This is a genomic window from Enterococcus sp. LJL120, from assembly GCF_054871765.1.
On sequence record NZ_JBTXLV010000008.1, the window covers coordinates 1 to 16,674 of the forward strand.

At 39.9% G+C, this 16,674-nt stretch carries 10 protein-coding genes; 1 reads left to right on the forward strand and 9 read right to left on the reverse strand.

Features of this window, described 5'->3' with window-relative positions:
• Nucleotides 1–2,945: GBS Bsp-like repeat-containing protein (locus ACYSNU_RS13525; protein WP_461737736.1), on the reverse strand; the 2,945-nt coding region annotated here is incomplete at its 3' end.
• Nucleotides 2,946–3,359: 414 nt separating this feature from the next.
• Between ACYSNU_RS13525 and ACYSNU_RS13530 the strand changes: the two genes are divergently transcribed.
• A complete protein-coding gene (locus ACYSNU_RS13530; protein WP_461737737.1) occupies nt 3,360–4,301 on the forward strand; it encodes an AEC family transporter in 942 nt (313 codons plus the stop codon).
• A 52-nt stretch (nt 4,302–4,353) separates the two neighbouring features.
• On the opposite strand, the gene yqeK is transcribed toward ACYSNU_RS13530, so the two are convergent.
• The 8 genes from yqeK to glyQ form a co-directional block, all read right to left on the reverse strand.
• The gene (gene yqeK / locus ACYSNU_RS13535; protein WP_461737738.1) at nt 4,354–4,953 is read right to left on the reverse strand and encodes a bis(5'-nucleosyl)-tetraphosphatase (symmetrical) YqeK; all 600 of its coding nucleotides are present in this window, start codon (nt 4,951–4,953) and stop codon (nt 4,354–4,356) included.
• A gap of 22 nt (nt 4,954–4,975) precedes the next feature.
• Complete coding sequence (locus tag ACYSNU_RS13540) at nt 4,976–6,175, reverse strand: hypothetical protein (RefSeq protein WP_461737739.1); 1,200 nt, start codon at nt 6,173–6,175, stop codon at nt 4,976–4,978.
• 100 nt (nt 6,176–6,275) lie between these two features.
• The gene (locus ACYSNU_RS13545) at nt 6,276–7,505 is read right to left on the reverse strand and encodes a hypothetical protein (protein WP_461737740.1); all 1,230 of its coding nucleotides are present in this window, start codon (nt 7,503–7,505) and stop codon (nt 6,276–6,278) included.
• On the reverse strand, nt 7,502–9,184 hold the full coding sequence (locus tag ACYSNU_RS13550) for an Hsp70 family protein (RefSeq protein ID WP_461737741.1): 1,683 nt from the start codon (nt 9,182–9,184) through the stop codon (nt 7,502–7,504). Before ACYSNU_RS13550 ends, ACYSNU_RS13545 begins: the two co-directional genes overlap by 4 nt.
• A 213-nt stretch (nt 9,185–9,397) precedes the next feature.
• Nucleotides 9,398–12,535 carry an ATP-binding cassette domain-containing protein gene (locus ACYSNU_RS13555; RefSeq protein WP_461737742.1) on the reverse strand — a complete coding sequence of 1,046 codons (3,138 nt, stop codon included), beginning with the start codon at nt 12,533–12,535 and terminating at the stop codon, nt 9,398–9,400.
• A gap of 290 nt (nt 12,536–12,825) precedes the next feature.
• Nucleotides 12,826–13,095: a hypothetical protein gene (locus ACYSNU_RS13560; protein ID WP_461737743.1), complete on the reverse strand. Its 270-nt coding sequence runs from the start codon at nt 13,093–13,095 to the stop codon at nt 12,826–12,828.
• A gap of 306 nt (nt 13,096–13,401) precedes the next feature.
• On the reverse strand, nt 13,402–15,474 hold the full coding sequence (glyS, locus tag ACYSNU_RS13565; RefSeq protein ID WP_461737744.1) for a glycine--tRNA ligase subunit beta: 2,073 nt from the start codon (nt 15,472–15,474) through the stop codon (nt 13,402–13,404).
• 1 nt (nt 15,475) lies between these two features.
• Nucleotides 15,476–16,396: a glycine--tRNA ligase subunit alpha gene (gene glyQ / locus ACYSNU_RS13570; RefSeq protein ID WP_461737745.1), complete on the reverse strand. Its 921-nt coding sequence runs from the start codon at nt 16,394–16,396 to the stop codon at nt 15,476–15,478.
• Between the last annotated feature and the right edge of the window lie 278 nt (nt 16,397–16,674).

A 16,674-nucleotide genomic window follows, 5' to 3' on the forward strand; every position in this document is an offset into this window, starting at 1 on the left:
TAGGTTGCTGTATACCAGCGAATATCATCTTGTCCGTTTGTGTTGCTCCAGACTGGGAAACGGACTGATTTAATACCTGGATAGTTGTTGACATTCGCACTGATTAGATATTCTTCATTATTTCCCTTTACATCAGTAATTGTCGTGTCCAATGAAAAATTAGGTCGCTTAATCATCATCTTTCCAAATGATACTGATCGATTTAGCCCATTAGAAGCTGTCGCATACACATGAACGGTATAATTACCTACGTTCAAATTATGATTCACAAAATCAAAATTAACACGGTACTTACCATTTCCTAGACTTTCAGCTGTATACCATTTCAAATCAGATTGATTAGCTTTAGACCAAATTGGTACACGGACCTCTGTTATGGATAAATTGGTTGGTACTTGGATATCGATTTGAGCTTTGCCATTTTCTTTCACAGTGAAGCCACCTGTTATATCAAGTGACTGAACAGTAAAACCATCTGTTCCGTAGCTTTCTGTTGTGCCATTTGAGAAATCGACGTACGCGTGCACATTGTATTTTCCTGAGTCTTTATGGTCTGCTACCTTCACTCTGGCTTCCCATCGTTTAGTAGTGGCATTATAGGTTGCTGTATACCAGCGAATATCATCTTGTCCGTTTGTGTTGCTCCAGACTGGGAAACGGACTGATTTAATACCTGGATAGTTGTTGACATTCGCACTGATTAGATATTCTTCATTATTTCCCTTTACATCAGTAATTGTCGTGTCCAATGAAAAATTAGGTCGCTTAATCATCATCTTTCCAAATGATACTGATCGATTTAGCCCATTAGAAGCTGTCGCATACACATGAACGGTATAATTACCTACGTTCAAATTATGATTCACAAAATCAAAATTAACACGGTACTTACCATTTCCTAGACTTTCAGCTGTATACCATTTCAAATCAGATTGATTAGCTTTAGACCAAATTGGTACACGGACCTCTGTTATTGATAAGTTGGTTGGTACTTGGATATCGATTTGAGCTTTGCCGTTTTCTTTCACTGTGAAGCCACCTGTTATATCAAGCGACTGAACAGTAAAGCCATCTGTTCCGTAGCTTTCTGTTGTCCCATTTGAGAAATCGACGTACGTGTGCACATTATATTTTCCTGAGTCTTTATGATCTGCTACCTTCACTCTGGCTTCCCATCGCTTAGTAGTGGCATTATAGGTTGCTGTATACCAGCGAATATCATCTTGTCCGTTTATGTTGCTCCACACCGGGAAACGGACTCCTGAGACCCCATAAAAGTTTGCAAGTTCAGTTGAAATTAGAAACTCAGTATTCATTCCATTTGTATCTGTGATTGTTGTAGTAATACTAGGGTCTGGCAAATCAAAAGAGGCAGTTCCGGCATCTACTGAAGTCTGAATATTTTGATTAGTTGTAGCATAAAAGTGAACTCTATAAGGCCCCTCACTGTTCTTGTGATTTTGAATATTCATTGTCGCTTTATAAGTACCATCTGATTGCAATGATGCGTCATACCAATAAATATCACTTTGATCTGCTTTTGACCAGACGGGTACTCGCACAGATTTTAAACCATTTGCTGGTGCTTGGATAGTTGCTACAATATCAAATGTTCCAGTTTGATTATTAATATTTTGAATTTTAGCATTAGTTATCTTTGCAGGTTCTCTATCGAAGGTTACCTTCTCTAAAGCGATTGAGCTTTTCAAATTTACATTAGATGTAGCGTAAGCGTGAATATTAAAAGGACCATTTTTATTAGTGAAATCATTTGAGTTAACCACTACGCTATAACTTCCATCAGCTTGCTTACTAGCACGAAGCCATCTCAAATCCGATTGATTATCTTGCGTCCAAACTGGCACTTCGACCAATTTAATACCTGAGCTTGCAGATGCGTTGATATTCACTTTAAATGTACCAGTGTTACTGTCAATATTTGAAATACTACCGCTCATCACTGGTGGAACTTTATCCAACTGATTATATTCATGCTGAATCAGGCTATAAAAATCTGCCATTGTATAACCAAATTGTGCAAAATATCCATTTGGATCTGTATGGTTTGTCCCTCCTAAATATGAGGTAACTTCTGCGTGGGACCAAATAGTGCCCGAAACATCATTTTTAATTCCACTTGGACGGCTTGGAGTCAAGCCAAATTGTTGTAATTTGACAGCAATATAGTAAGCATCATTTAATAATGATTTCATAAAAGCGGTGCGGTTTCCCACATGTTCAACCAATTCAACATGGATGAAATACTTGTTTGCAATTCTACCAGCCCCCCAAGCGCCGTATGAGGGATCATGGATTTCAATTACTTGATTTTGATCCGCAAAAGCATGAACGAAAGCATTTTGCCAATTTCTGTCCATGTAAGCAATCTCACCTTCAATTGTTGAATTAGGATTTGCCGTTTCATGAACAACTATTCCCAATGGTCGGTTTGTCTCGTACGGAAACATAGAATAGGTTCGCCAATCTTGTTTGATACTAGGTCTTTTGAAAACACCTGATGCTACATTACTAATGATTTCATTATTTATCACACTACCATTAACACGAGCAAAACTACCTACTAAGGGAATTTGTCCTGCGATAACAGCATCTCCCAAGATATCATCCTCAGATGGATTAATAGGAAAATATGGGTCAAAATCTGTATTACTATCTTCTGTATTTTCAGCCTCTTCTTCTGAACTTACTGTATTTTCTGATGACTCTGTCGTCTCCAATTGTTCTTGTGTTGAAGTAGTCGTGCTAGTACCTGATAAATCTGTCAACGCTGAGAAAGACTCAATTGAATTAACTTCCCCGCTACTTTCAGTATCTTTTTGTTCTTGATTAGTCGTTTTAGTTGATTCTTCAGCGTAAACGACTACCGGTGTTATAGAAGAACTCACCAGTAGGACAACCAAAAAACATCCAAAGCTTTTTTTCATATTGTTACTCCCCCAGAAATGTTGTTATTAACTGTATCCCAACAAAAATTTATGCCCCTTAAATAAATATGACATGTTTCTATAATTATTCTACTTTAAATTGATTTAATTTTCTAGAGCTTTTCATATTTGAAAATAATAGACAATTTTTAATTTCTGAAAACTGAATGGTTTAAAAATTTTAAAATCAGATTTTTTTCAAATAACTGCTAAAATAGATAGCACTGTGCTCAAATCAATTTATACTTTCAAAATATTTCTTTTTAAGTTCGAAAAAAAATTTTTTCACTATTTAAAATAGTCATTTTTCAATATACTAAAAGCCATTTTGGCATGGCATTTTATAAACTAACTTGTCTCCCTCCCCATTTTCCGCTAAACTAAAATCAGTTTGGTAGAAAAGGGTTGAAAATTTTGGTTAGTGCATATGTTAATATCTTGATTATTTTTGCTTTGATGTTTATCGGCTATCTTTTGTCCTATAAACAATGGTTTAACAATCAAACGGCGGATGTCTTTTCTAAATTGATTTTAAATATCGGCCTGCCCTGCAATATGTTTTTAAATATTACAAGTAGTTTTTCCCGAGAAGAGTTTCTTCATCTATTTTCGGGGATGGTGATTCCGATTTTTTCAATGCTTCTCACCTATGGCTTTAGCTTGCTTTATGCCAAAGTAATGAAGGTTGAGAAAAAACACTTTGGAACATTTTCGACAATGTTCACCTGCTCCAATACAATTTTTATCGGTTTGCCAATCAATTTGGCAATTTTCGGAGAAGTCTCAGTACCTTATGTTCTACTTTATTACATTGTCAATACGACGATTTTTTGGACAATCGGGGTGTTTATGATTGCTAAAGACAATCCACAAATCGAATCAGCGACAGTTTCTTTTCACCCGACAGCCGCTTTAAAAAAGATTTTCACGCCACCGTTAATGGGTTTTCTGATTGGCTTACTCTGGATTTTCTTAGAGTGGCCGGTGCCGCAAATGGCAACGACCTTTTTTAGTTATCTGGGCAATTTGACGACTCCGTTATCGATGTTTTTTATCGGAATCATTATTTTCTTCACCGGCATTAAAAATATTCGCCTCACTAAAGATACCTTTGGCGTTTTAATCGGTCGTTTTGTTATCTCACCTCTGCTGGTTATTTTATTAGGGCATTTTATCCAAGTGCCAGCATTGATGCTCTCTGTTTTCATTGTGCAGTCGTCCATGCCAGTGCAAAATTCTGTACCAATTTTAGCCCGCAGCTATGGCGGCGATACAGAGTTCGCTGCCAGCAGCATGACCTGGAGTGTTTTGATTTACTTGTTTTATATCCCAATTTTATTGGCAATTATTTTATAAAAAAACAGCTAGCTCTCTGCACTTTTAGGTTTGCAGAAAGCTAGCTATTCTTTTAGGCTTTTATCAATTCTTCTTTGGCGGACTTGAGCCACGGATGTTCAATTTTCAAATCATTTGCATAAAGCCAGTCTAAATAAACTATGCAAGCAGCATCTAAGGACTTTTTAAGAGCCGCTTCAAGCTCAGTCAAATAAGGCGGCGGCTGCGGACGATCCCACTTGATCTTGTCTGCGATAAAAAGACATTTATCAAATGGAGTTGCTGAAGGTTTCAAGGTGGTATGACAAGCAATTGCACTGAGTGTTGCAGGATTACTTATATTAAAATAAGCTTTTGCCAAATAACTGGATTGTTTTTGATGAAGCAGCATCGGTAAAGTCTTTTCTGCTGGGAGAATAGGATAACCAAGTGCGTTTTCAATCTGCAGTCGCTTTTCATTTGGAATCACACCACTTATATCGTGGAGCAGCCCTGCTTCAAAGGCGGCGGTAGGATTCAAATTAAAGTCTGCGGCAATAGTTTTAGCAGCTTCTGCCACTTCAAGAGAATGCTCAAAGATTTCTTGTTTATCATACTCAAAAAAATAATTTTCAACCGTTTGAATCAGGTTTGGAAAAATTTCTTTTGGTTGATACTCATTAAGTGTCGCCACAAATTTGCTCCATTTCTTTATTTTATAGAAACCAAAAAATAACGAACAGAAGAAGGAGCACACCAAAGAACAGGAAGTGATGACCTTTTTTAAACTGTTCTGGTAGTATTCGTTCACTAACTCCCGTAAGGTGTTTGCCGCCTTCTAGATAAGCTAATTCATATTTGGTTAAGACTGGTGAGTCATAATCTTTAAAGGGGGTAAGATAGGCAACTGCCCGCTGACGGTCATCACTCTCAAAAGCAACACTGCCTAAAATAAGCTCATAAATAGTTTTTGGCAGCTCCTCTGTGCCTGGCTGAAAAAAAGCCCTCGTTTGTTTTTCTCGTTCCTGCCGGCTGACATCTTGAGCAGCCCCGTGATGCTGGTATCGAATGTAGTCGACGATTAGTCGGCGACCGGGAAAATTAGGCAAGTTTCTTAAATGATGATAGACTTTATCAAATGTACTTTTTTTAAAAAAGCTGTGGTCTTCAAAAAGTAATAAATAGCATTGATAGACCTCTAATAGATAGTCAGAAGCATAAATTTCTCGGCACTCAGCAAGTAGTTGGACAATCTCAGCCAGCCGATTTGCTTTTGAAAATAGCAAATATATCTGGTTGCGATTTTTAACATATAAATATCGCTGACTTTTAGGTATTTCAGCATAAAAAGAGAAATCAAAATCAGGAAAGTGCAGAATATCCTGCTTCCATTGAAGTTCAGCCTGCTTGTTCTTCTTCACGGATACATCTTGACACAGGTCCAATAAAAATCTTCTAATGGGTAGCGATAGGACCAAGTATTCGCTTGTTAAAAATTTTTTTAAATACTCGAGAACTTTTGAAATTGCGGCTAATTCCTGCGGCATATTTTTTTTAATAAAAACTTTCCAAAGAATAACCTTATGGTAATAATTTTCATTGCCTTTAAACCTTCGAAAAGCGACTCGAAAATTTTCAAACTCACTCAAAGAAATGTTGGGAGCGTTCTCAGGTACTTCAAAATTCTCAACAGTAAACTCAATTATTTCAGTCTGTTCGTCGACAAATTCTTCATCGAGTTCTTCAGTCGGGTTATAGGTGCGGGCAGCATCAAAAGCTGCCTTCAGCTCTTGAAACTCGTCTGGATTTTCCTCGACGTTGATTGCTTTTAATTTTTTCGCATAGGCTTTCTTGATAGTTTTCTCGTCTGTGGTAACGACAATCTCAAGAATTTGCCAGCAATCTTTATCTGTCAATTACTGTCACCTCCTCAGGTGATTTGTGAAAAGAGTCGCGATATTTTGCTGCGTTCTAGAAAAAATTGATAATCTTAATGACCAACCAGATGATGGTAATTCAAAAAAAGATACCTTTTCCTGGTGGTTTTGCCTGCTCCGGTTCTAAGAGCTTAGCTGTAGCCTCTTTGCCATCATTTTCTCTTAAGGCTCGTTGCTGCGCGCGGTAGTAGGCAACGTGTTCTGCTAACAATTTTTCATCGGTAACAAAGCGGATATTAGGCTCCCGTTCTATATCCCACAATTTTTCAGTGGTGAAAGCCGCTAACTCTTTACAATCTAAAGCTGCCCAGTATTTTTCTTCAAAATACTGCCAGTGTTTCAGCATTTCCTCTTGCTCCAACAATTGATAGGCGATATAACCAGTCAACAGATGATATATTCCAGAGGGAATTTCAGCTCCATAAGGTTCAAAAAAATATTTTCCTCTTTTTCTTTTTTTTCTGAGTAAACCTGCTTCACTACTGTAAGCAGATAAAAAGTAAAAATAGCGCTCAATAAAATCCCGGCCTGGGAATACAGGTTGTGAAAGCAAAATTTCTCCAACCTCATAAAACGTTCCTTTCAAGTGTAACCCATGATCCTTTGCTAAAAGTAGGTAGCAATCCAGAACCTGCCAAGTTGAATCTTGCGGATAAACCTGTCGTCCCTTGGCAATTAAGTATTCAATCTCCTCCAGCTCACTCTTTTGAGAAAACATTAGATAAATATGACTGCGTCTTTCGAAATAGTCACAGCGGACCTCTGCTGGTAACTCTAAATAAAAGCTGTAACCAAAATCAGGAAATTGGCGAATATGCTGCAGCCATTCTCGGGTCTGTGAATCTGTCAGTGAGCCTTGATCTATTTGACAAAAAGCAATTATGAATTCTCTCACTTCTAAAGAAAGCCAATAGTACTCAGAGTTTAAATAGCCTGCTAACAAGTTTTGTAACTCAGCGATTTTTTCTAAATCAAGCTGATTATTTTTAGTAATCAGCTTTTGCCACGGCGCTATCTCGCAAAAAAAAGTTGTTCCTTGTATAAGCTCTTGTAATTGCTTGGAAAAATCAAGATGCAGATTGCTTTCTTGAAGAATAACCTCCCTTTCGTATTGAAATTCCTTAGGATAGCTAGCCGATTTTTGCCTTTGAAGCGCCTGATCAAAAGCTGCCTTCAGTTCTTGAAACTCGTTTGGATTTTCCACGACATTGATTGCTTTCAACTTTTTCGCATAAGCTTTCTTGATAGCTCTCTCGTCTGTGGTAGCGGCAATCTCAAGAATTTGCCAGCAATCTTTCCGACCGGTCATAGAAAACTTCTTCCTTCCCACTCTTCGACAATTTTACTAATTTTTCGATAAAGATTGCGAATAGTGGTCGGATTTTGCCCCATCAATGCGCTATCAAAATCCAGCAGCATCTGCTGAACAAAGTGGCGCTCATCACCTAAACTTTCGCTATACCAACGCTCGAGCCGAGCCACTAGCAAACGATTTTCTGCTTTGTCTTGCGGCAAAATTTTGAGTTCCGTAAATTTTTTCAATGATTTTTGAATGTCAGCTTCACTAAGTTTCCCAGGATTTTGCTCAATTACTGTCGTGACTTCGCGCCCCGTTGCTGGATCTTGGGCGACAACCTCTAAAACGCCATTGTTGTCATAAGTAAAACGGCAAGTCACCAAATAATCCTCCCTAGTACCTTTTGGCAACGGAATCGTTAGCTCGCCGATTTTTAAATTTTCACTGGCTTTGGGACTCTCCCCTTGATAAATTCCAAAACGAATGGTCTTTTGGTTTTCCCTTAAGGTACCAAAAGGATGTTGAATGCTAACGGGTATCGTGGTATTTCTTTCAATGATTGGAAAGAAAATATCATGGATATAGCCGGTTGCTGTCTGTTGGGAGGTCTCGACGCCTAAGGAATGGGCGCTGACATCTGTCAAAATTAGCTCTTCTTTAAAGGTTTGATCTTTAATTCCACCATGAATCGCAGCTCCGATGGAGACAACTTCATCGGGATTAATCTCACTAAAGGGAAACTGTTTTAAAATTTTGGCAAAATATTGCCGCACCATATCACTGCGGGTGGCACCGCCAACTAAAATAACCTGATCCAAATCACTTAACTTAATGCCACCGTCCTTTAAGACCCGCATAATCGGCAAGTTTAAGCGATTAAACAAATGCTCAGAGAGTTTTTGGAAACCAGCTGGCGTTTGCTGGTAAAGATATTCTTCTTCCCCGAATTGAAAAACAGTTGAAAAATCACTGTTACTGCTGAGCAATTTTTTGCCTGCTTCCATACGGCGATAAAGAACGCCTCGCTCTGTCGGAGTTAAAGCTAAATTAGGATGCCCCTGCAGAAAATCTTTAATTATCAGCTCAGTAAAATCTTCACCACCTAAATAATTATCTCCTGAAATCGCCTCTACCTGCATGATTCCATCAAATAAATCCAGCAAGGAGACATCAAAGGTGCCGCCGCCTAAATCCAAAACCAAAATCATTTTATCTGTCGTCTGCTGGCCATAGGCTACTGCTGCCGCTGTTGGCTCACTGATTAGCTGTTTGACATTGAGATGAGCTAATTTTGCAGCCTCCATCGTGGCTTCCCGCTGAATATTATTGAAATAGGCCGGCACAGAAATAATCGCTTCTTCACAGGGTTCATGCAAATAGGCCTCCGCTGAAGCCTTTAATGAGCGCAGGATTAAAGCCGACAGCTCGACGGGGCTAAATTCTTTTTCCCCTAGCAGATATTTTTTTTGTGTACCTATAAATCGTTTAAAGGCTGCTGCTGTCTGCATGGGATGCGTAATCAAACGCTCTTTTGCAATCGCACCCACCAAGACTTCCCCATTTTCATCAATGCTGACAACAGAGGGCGTCAAGACTTCGCCGTGCTGATTGGGGACAATTTGTACTTTTTCTCCATCCCAAAAACTGATTAAACTATTAGACGTTCCCAAATCAATGCCAAAAACTGCCATTTCCCCACCCCATTATTCAAATTTAAATACTTTTTTTAGATTTTCCAGCCATTGCTCTACAAAAAAAGTATAACATTGTTTTTTCAAACAAAAAATAATTTTTCAGCGCAAAAATCAGACCTCGACTTTTTTCTGTCGCTGCTGGTAAAATCTAGCAGCTACCCAGAAAAAGTTGAGATCTGAAAAAATTTTTTTGCTGTCTTGAAGGGTAAGCTATTCGCTTCTTAAAGCCTCCACCGGATCTTTGCGGGCAGCCGCTGATGATGGGAATAATCCGGAGATAAAGGCCAGCAACATACTGATGCCGATTAAAATCAGCGCGGCTTCAATCGGCAGCTGGGCAATATTTTCAATCCCCATACGCTCATAGACGATTAAATTGGCGACAATGCTTAAAAGATAAGTGACCGTCACACCAATTAAGCCAGCGATAAAACCAATAATCAGCGTTTCGGCATTAAAGACCCGCCGAATATCCCGTTTACTAGCACCAATTGCCCGTAGGATGCCGATTTCTTTTTTCCGTTCTAACACAGAAATATAAGTAATCACGCCAATCATAATTGAGGAAACGACCAATGAAATCGAAACAAAAGCCACCAATGCATAGCTAATTGTATCCACAATATCTGTCACGGAAGACATCATGGTCCCGACTAAATCGGTGTAACGAATAACTTTTTCTTTCTCGCCATCCGCCTCCACCTGACGATTATAAGTTTGCAAGAAGTTTTCGACTTCGGCTTTGGCATTAAAATCTAGAGAATATAGATTAATCTGAGCTGGTGCTGCCGGATCGGCATAGCCAAGTCGCTGCAAATTTTGCTCGTAGGTACTTTGAATTGGATTCATGATTGTGTTCATCAATTCTAAAATATCGTCTTCTGACATGTTCAACTGAAAGGCTGAAGCAATCGCCGTTTGGTCAATCGTAATAGCATTTTGGATTTGCTGAGGCAATTGCGCCAGTAAATTGGCTGTCTGGTTTTGAATCTGCGTGGTCAGCTGTGTCTGTAAACTACTCATCACCTGTGTCACATAACTGGATAAAGTCGTTTGGATATAACTTTGCAGAGCCGAGTTAATTTGGTTATTCAATTGGCTGACATCTAGAATTTGATTCAGGTTTTCAGTAATCATGCTCTGAACATCTTCCCGAGCTAAATAGGCCGGCAAGTCTTGAGCCATTTGCTCGAAGTCAGTCACACCGTTGGCAATTTCCTCAGCTAAAAAATTCTGTAAAACAGTCACAATCACCCCTGTCAACTGATCTGTCGGAATCGAAATCTGTCCCTCCAGCGATTGGGTCAGCTGAGTTAAATCAATTTCAGGTGCCGCAATACTGTTTAAATCAACGGAAAAAGCCCCTAAGTTAGAAAAATCTAAATTAATTTTGGAGCTATCAATATTGAAGGCCTCCTGAATTTTACTTTCATCCACCGTAATAAAGTCGCTAAATTCTATAGCCGCATTTTGACTCTCCTCATTTTCTTCAAGAAAGGTCTTGCCGGAAAAAACATTGACTTCAGGATTGGCCATCTGTTGTTGAATAATAGGTTCTTTGGCTGCATCCTCCATCAATTGGGTAATCAGTTCAGGCATGTAATTGATGCCCATCGACAAAGAAGTTGCGCTGGCATCCTGCTGGGCTCTAACAACCCCGACAATTTTTAATTCCATGCTGTCATTAAGTAGCTCCTTCATGTAGTCGGCATTTTCCGAACGGTCCAGCCAAATATTATAAGTCTCATCGTGAACATAGCGGGCAGCAGGATTGACCACTTTTAATTTTGCCGCCATTAAGTCCTGATAGTCAAAAGGACCCGCCTCTTCAATATCGATATCTGCATCTGGTTCGTTGGCAAAAATTTCCAGCATTCGCTTCAACTCATCGCGATTTCGCAAACCTAACGTGTATAAAATGTAATCGGAAATCTGATCGTTACGACCGACAACTAAAACTGCTTCATCTGCCGCTTGGGGCCAGCGACCGGCTCGCACGTCATATTGGTCGCTGAACATATCAATCTCACCCGGCATTTCATGAAAAACATTCATGCCAGAGCCGGAGCCAAAACCAAACATTGAACTGAGATTGCTGCTGGTGCCGAGAAAACTATTTAATAAAGTATCCGGATTGACTTGATTGACACCAGCTTGCGTATCTGCTAAATAAATCTGCGGCGTGATATTGTAAATATATTGCACATTTTTTACATAGTCTGTAAGTTGACTCTGATGGTCATCCAGATAGGTTTTTAACGAAGCTAAATCATTTTGACTGCGATAGTTGAATAAGGTCTCGACAATTTTTTGTTCCCGCAGTCCTGCGCTTGAAACTTCTGTACTGCTCTCAGCTGTTGAGTCCACTGTCACCGCTGCAGTCTCATCACCATCCCCTAGAAAACTGGAAAAATCTAGACCAGTTTCTTGGATGGTCAAAGGATAGATGCTCATCGTTTCTTCTTCCGTATTTTTGATATACGCATTGATGCCGCTGGCCAATGCCAAAATAGCGGCAATCCCAATAATCCCAATCGAACCCGCTAAAGAAATCACGAAGGTGCGGCCTTTTTTTGTCAGCAGATTACTAAAAGACAAAGCCACTGCTGTGAAAAATGACATGCTGACTTTTCGGGCCGCTCGACCGCTCCGCTGTTCTTCTTTTTCAGGATCAAAAGGATTGGTGTCGGTTTGAATCTGTCCATCTTTAAGTTCAATAATTCGGTTGGCATAATCTTCAGCCAATTCATTATTATGGGTCACCATTATCACCAGACGGTCTTTGGCAATTTTAGTTAATAAGTCCATCACCTGTTCACTGGTGGTCGTATCTAAAGCTCCTGTTGGTTCATCGGCTAATAAAATTTCCGGATCATTAATTAATGCTCGGGCAATCGCTACCCGCTGCATTTGTCCACCACTCAGCTGGCTGGGAAGTTTGCGAATATGATCCGCCAGACCGACATCCGCCAATGCTTTTTTTGCTCGCTCCTCCCGCTGACTGCGGGAAACACCACTTAACGTCAAAGCCAATTCGACATTGGCTAAGACGGTTTGATGGGGAATTAAATTATAGCTCTGAAAAACAAAGCCAATCCGATTATTGCGATAAGTATCCCAGTCTGAATCTTTATATTGTTTAGTAGAAATGCCGTCAATTTCTAAATCACCGTCATCATAGTGATCGAGACCACCGATAATATTTAATAAAGTCGTTTTACCTGAGCCGGACGGTCCCAAAATCGCCGCAAATTCGTTATCACGAAAAGCTACTGAGACACCGTCTAAGGCAGTTTGCGTAAAATCAACTGTCTTATAAGCTTTCCGTACATCTGTTAGCTTTAACATCAGATTCCCCCCCTTTTTCCAATCCCTTAAAAACTTTCACAGGGTTCTCTTTATTATATCAGTTTCTAATTTAGCTGGGGGCGCTTTCCTTAAAGATTATCTGTATATAAAAAAAGCTGTGACATTAGTCAAAACAGAACTGGTTTTTCCGAAAAATATCTAGTAAGCACTACTAAATATTGAGAATTTACGACGAGGCCTCACTGGACCATAGTCAAAAATTAAATATAATTCGGCATTCCATCTGTTCACAAGACTAATGTCACAGCCACTTGTAAAAATTTGTTTCTCTATTGCCAACGTTGCGCTTCATAATCATTGATTAGAGTCGTAATAAAATCGGCAGCGCCATTTTGGTTTTTGTGATTGAGAACATCCTCGGCATTTTCTAAGGCATAATTACCGTGGAAGGTATCAATAACTTCCCCTTCTGGATTGAGGACTTCAACAGTATTGGCGTCCTCAGCAAAGCGCAATGTGTAGCTGCCCTTTTCACTATCTAGGTTAGCCTGCTTGCCACCGCCAGCCAAAGCCGCCTGCACATCTTTTAAATGAATCATCTCGCCACTTCCTTTTTCGTTTGATAGCTCTAGTATACTTAGATGCTTGAAAAAGTCTTGCGAAAGCTCTTTCAAAATGAAAAATGATTACAAAAAAGAAGCTGTGACATTCGTTAAAACAGAAGCAAACTTATCAAACAATTTCTAGCAAAAAAACACTAAAGATTGTCAATTTACGATTCGGACCTACTGGACCGCAGAAGCAAATGTACTTTCTGTCTTGCGGAACCACTGGGCCACAACGACAAAATACAATAAGTTTGGGTTTTTATCTGTTAAAAAGACTAATGTCACAGCCTCTTAAATTTATTTCACGACTAATTTATCAAGACTTCCTAAGGCTAAGGTCATCTCAGCAATTTGCGCTAGTTGATTTAATCGGTTGCGGCGGACAGCTGGATCTTCTGCCATAACCATCGTCTGATCAAAATAAGTTTCAATTAGTGGCCGCAAATTTCGTAATGTTTCATAATTTTCTGCCATCGTTTGCTTTGTGAATTTCTCTTTAGCTTGTTGAACGGCTTGGAATAAATCATCCTCTGCGCCATTTTCAAATAAGTCTGGACTTACTTCGGTCAACTCGGCCGCTTCTGCTTTATTGGCAAGATTTAAGACCCGAGTTAAAGCTTCAATGGCCGGCCGGAAATCAACATCCTGCATATGCTCCTTCAAAATTTTCGCAGAGCCGAATAAGCGGGTTAAGTCAGCTTGGTTTGCCCCTAAAACGGCATCAATCACATCATGACGCACATCTTTTGTTAACAAGAACTGGCGCACACGACCTTTGATAAAGTCGACCGCTTCCTTTTGACCTTCGACTAACGACAGACCAAATTTTTGCTTGTCCGCGTTAATCGCCTGATCAGCGGCTGCTTGTAAATCAACCAATGGAAAACTCCAGCCCTGTGCTTCGACAATCCGCACCACGCCGTATGCTTGTCGGCGTAAAGCGTACGGATCATTAGAACCACTTGGAATCATGCCAACTGCAAAGAAACTGAAGATGCTATCCAATTTGTCAGCCACAGCTAAAACTGCTCCGACAGCTGTTTTAGGCAGCTCGCCTTCACTGCTGATTGGCAGATAGTGTTCCCGAATAGCTGTCGCAACAGCAGGTTTTTCTCCCTGCAACAAGGCGTACTTTTCTCCCATGATTCCTTGCAATTCAGGAAATTCACCCACCATGTTGGTAACTAAATCAAATTTATAAATCTCAGAAGCTCGTTGTAAATCAGTCAACCCTTCTGCTGATAAGCCAACTTGTTTGCCTAAAAGTTGGGCGATTAATCCCACTCGCTGCATTTTTTCATAAATGCTACCAATTTTTTCATGGAAGGTGACTTGTTTTAGTTTTTCAACACAGCTGGCAATCGTCAATTTTTTATCTTCATTGTAGAAAAATTCAGCATCCTCTAAACGGGCAACTAAGACTTTTTCATTGCCGTGAATTACATTGTCGATTTTTACGCTGTCACCATTACGCACGGAGATAAAATGCGGCAATAGCTGATTATCTTGATTCCGTACATCAAAATAACGTTGATGTTCTTTCATCGAGGTCACCAGAACTTCTTCTGGAACGGCCAAATATTTTTCGGCGAAGTTGCCGACAAAAGCGGTGGGATATTCCACCAAATTATTGACTTCTTCTAATAAATCTTCATCCAACTCAACCACAAAATCATTTTTTTCAGCTAAGGCTTGAATTTGTTGGCGAATTAAATTTTTGCGTTTTGTTGAATCAACAATAACAAATTGTTCCGCAAGTTTTTCTTCGTATTCGTCGACGTGCTTGATCGTCACATTTTCCCCCAAGAAACGGTGTCCGCGAGTTGTTTTACCTGTTTCAATATCTAAAATCTTGAAAGGCACCACTTCTTCTCCTAACAACGCAATCAACCAGTGAATAGGGCGAATATAAGCTAAATCATAATCTGCCCAATGCATTGTCACCGGGAAAGTCAAACTCAAAATAACCGGTGCCAAGTTGCTCAGGACTTCTTTGGTTGTTTTGCCGGCCAGCTGTTTTGTGACGTGAACGTATTCCACGCCTTTAATTTCTTTAAAAGTGATAGCATCAGTTGTCAGTCCTTGACCGCGGACAAATCCTTCGGCGGCTTTTAACCAATTGCCCTCAGCATCTTGCGCAATCTTTTTGGCTGGACCTTTGACTTCTTCTTCGATGTCTTCTTGTTTTTCCGGCAGACCGAGGACTTTGACCGTCAAACGGCGAGGCGTGCCATAGGCTAAAACAGAATCGTAATTTAAGCGATTGTCATCAAGAAATGCTGTGACTTTTGCTTGCAGTTGTTGGATACTTGGCGTCACCACATGGGCTGGCATTTCTTCTAAGCCGACTTCTAATAAAAAATCTGTCATTTTATTTGTCCCCCTTTGCTGCTAATAAAGCCTCAGCTTTTTTGCGGTCTAATAATGGATAGCCTAATTTTTCCCGCTCCGCTACGAAAATTTTGGCAACCGCTTTGGCCAGATTGCGAATGCGGGCTAGATAACCAGCTCGTTCAGTAACCGAAACGGCGCCTCTTGCATCTAATAAATTAAATGTATGGCTGCATTTCAAAATGTAATCATAGGCCGGATGAACTAGGTTATCAGCGATACAGCGCTTCGCTTCTTTTTCAAAACGCTCGAAGTTGCCTAAAAGCAACTCTTGGTCACTGATTTCAAAGGAATATTTAGAATGCTCATACTCCGGTTGTTTGAAAATTTCGCCGTATTTAACGCCCGCTGACCATTCTAAATCATAAACACTTTCGACTTCTTGGATGTAAGAAGCCAAACGTTCCAAGCCATAAGTTATTTCTGAGGTCACAGGTTTACAAGGCAAGCCACCGACTTGTTGGAAATAAGTAAACTGCGTAATTTCCATCCCGTCTAACCAGACTTCCCAGCCTAGACCAGCGCAGCCCATCGAAGGATTTTCCCAGTTATCCTCAACAAAACGAATATCATGTTCCAACGGATTAATGCCTAAAAGTTGCAAGCTTTCCAAATATAATTCTTGAATATTTTCTGGTGAAGGTTTCATCACCACTTGAAACTGATGATGCTGATACAAACGGTTTGGATTTTCACCGTAGCGGCCATCAGCAGGACGGCGGGAAGGCTCCACGTAGGCTGCATTCCACGGCTCAGGCCCAATCGCTCTTAAAAAAGTATAAGGGCTCATCGTTCCGGCCCCTTTTTCTGTATCATAGGCCTGCATTAATAAGCAGCCGTTGTCTGACCAAAATTTTTGCAAGGTTAAAATCATTTCTTGAATCGTTAATTTTTTTGACATCTGTCAAACTCCCTTCGATTTTAAAAAATAAAACAAAAAAGCCCTATGCCATCACTAAGACGACATAGGGACGAATAAGTTCGCGGTTCCACCCTACTTCCGGAAATTTCCGGCAGCTTCATTTAAGTATACTTGCAAGTGCCCCTTCAAAAATTGCTGGTATCTGACTTCCACTGCCTCAGACTCGCTTTAACTGCGCTTTTTTTTACTGTGCTTGCTCAAACGTATGATTCGATTAGCTATATGATAGTCTGAAACAAAAGAAAAGTCAAACTTCT

What these genes read in the sequence shown, in the direction of transcription:
- ACYSNU_RS13560 (WP_461737743.1), bottom strand. Translation starts at nt 13,095, where the DNA reads ATGATTCATTTAAAAGATGTGCAGGCGGCTTTGGCTGGCGGTGGCAAG.
- ACYSNU_RS13555 (WP_461737742.1), bottom strand. Translation starts at nt 12,535, where the DNA reads ATGTTAAAGCTAACAGATGTACGGAAAGCTTATAAGACAGTTGATTTT.
- ACYSNU_RS13545 (WP_461737740.1), bottom strand. Translation starts at nt 7,505, where the DNA reads ATGACCGGTCGGAAAGATTGCTGGCAAATTCTTGAGATTGCCGCTACC.
- glyQ (WP_461737745.1), bottom strand. Translation starts at nt 16,396, where the DNA reads ATGTCAAAAAAATTAACGATTCAAGAAATGATTTTAACCTTGCAAAAA.
- glyS (WP_461737744.1), bottom strand. Translation starts at nt 15,474, where the DNA reads ATGACAGATTTTTTATTAGAAGTCGGCTTAGAAGAAATGCCAGCCCAT.
- ACYSNU_RS13550 (WP_461737741.1), bottom strand. Translation starts at nt 9,184, where the DNA reads ATGGCAGTTTTTGGCATTGATTTGGGAACGTCTAATAGTTTAATCAGT.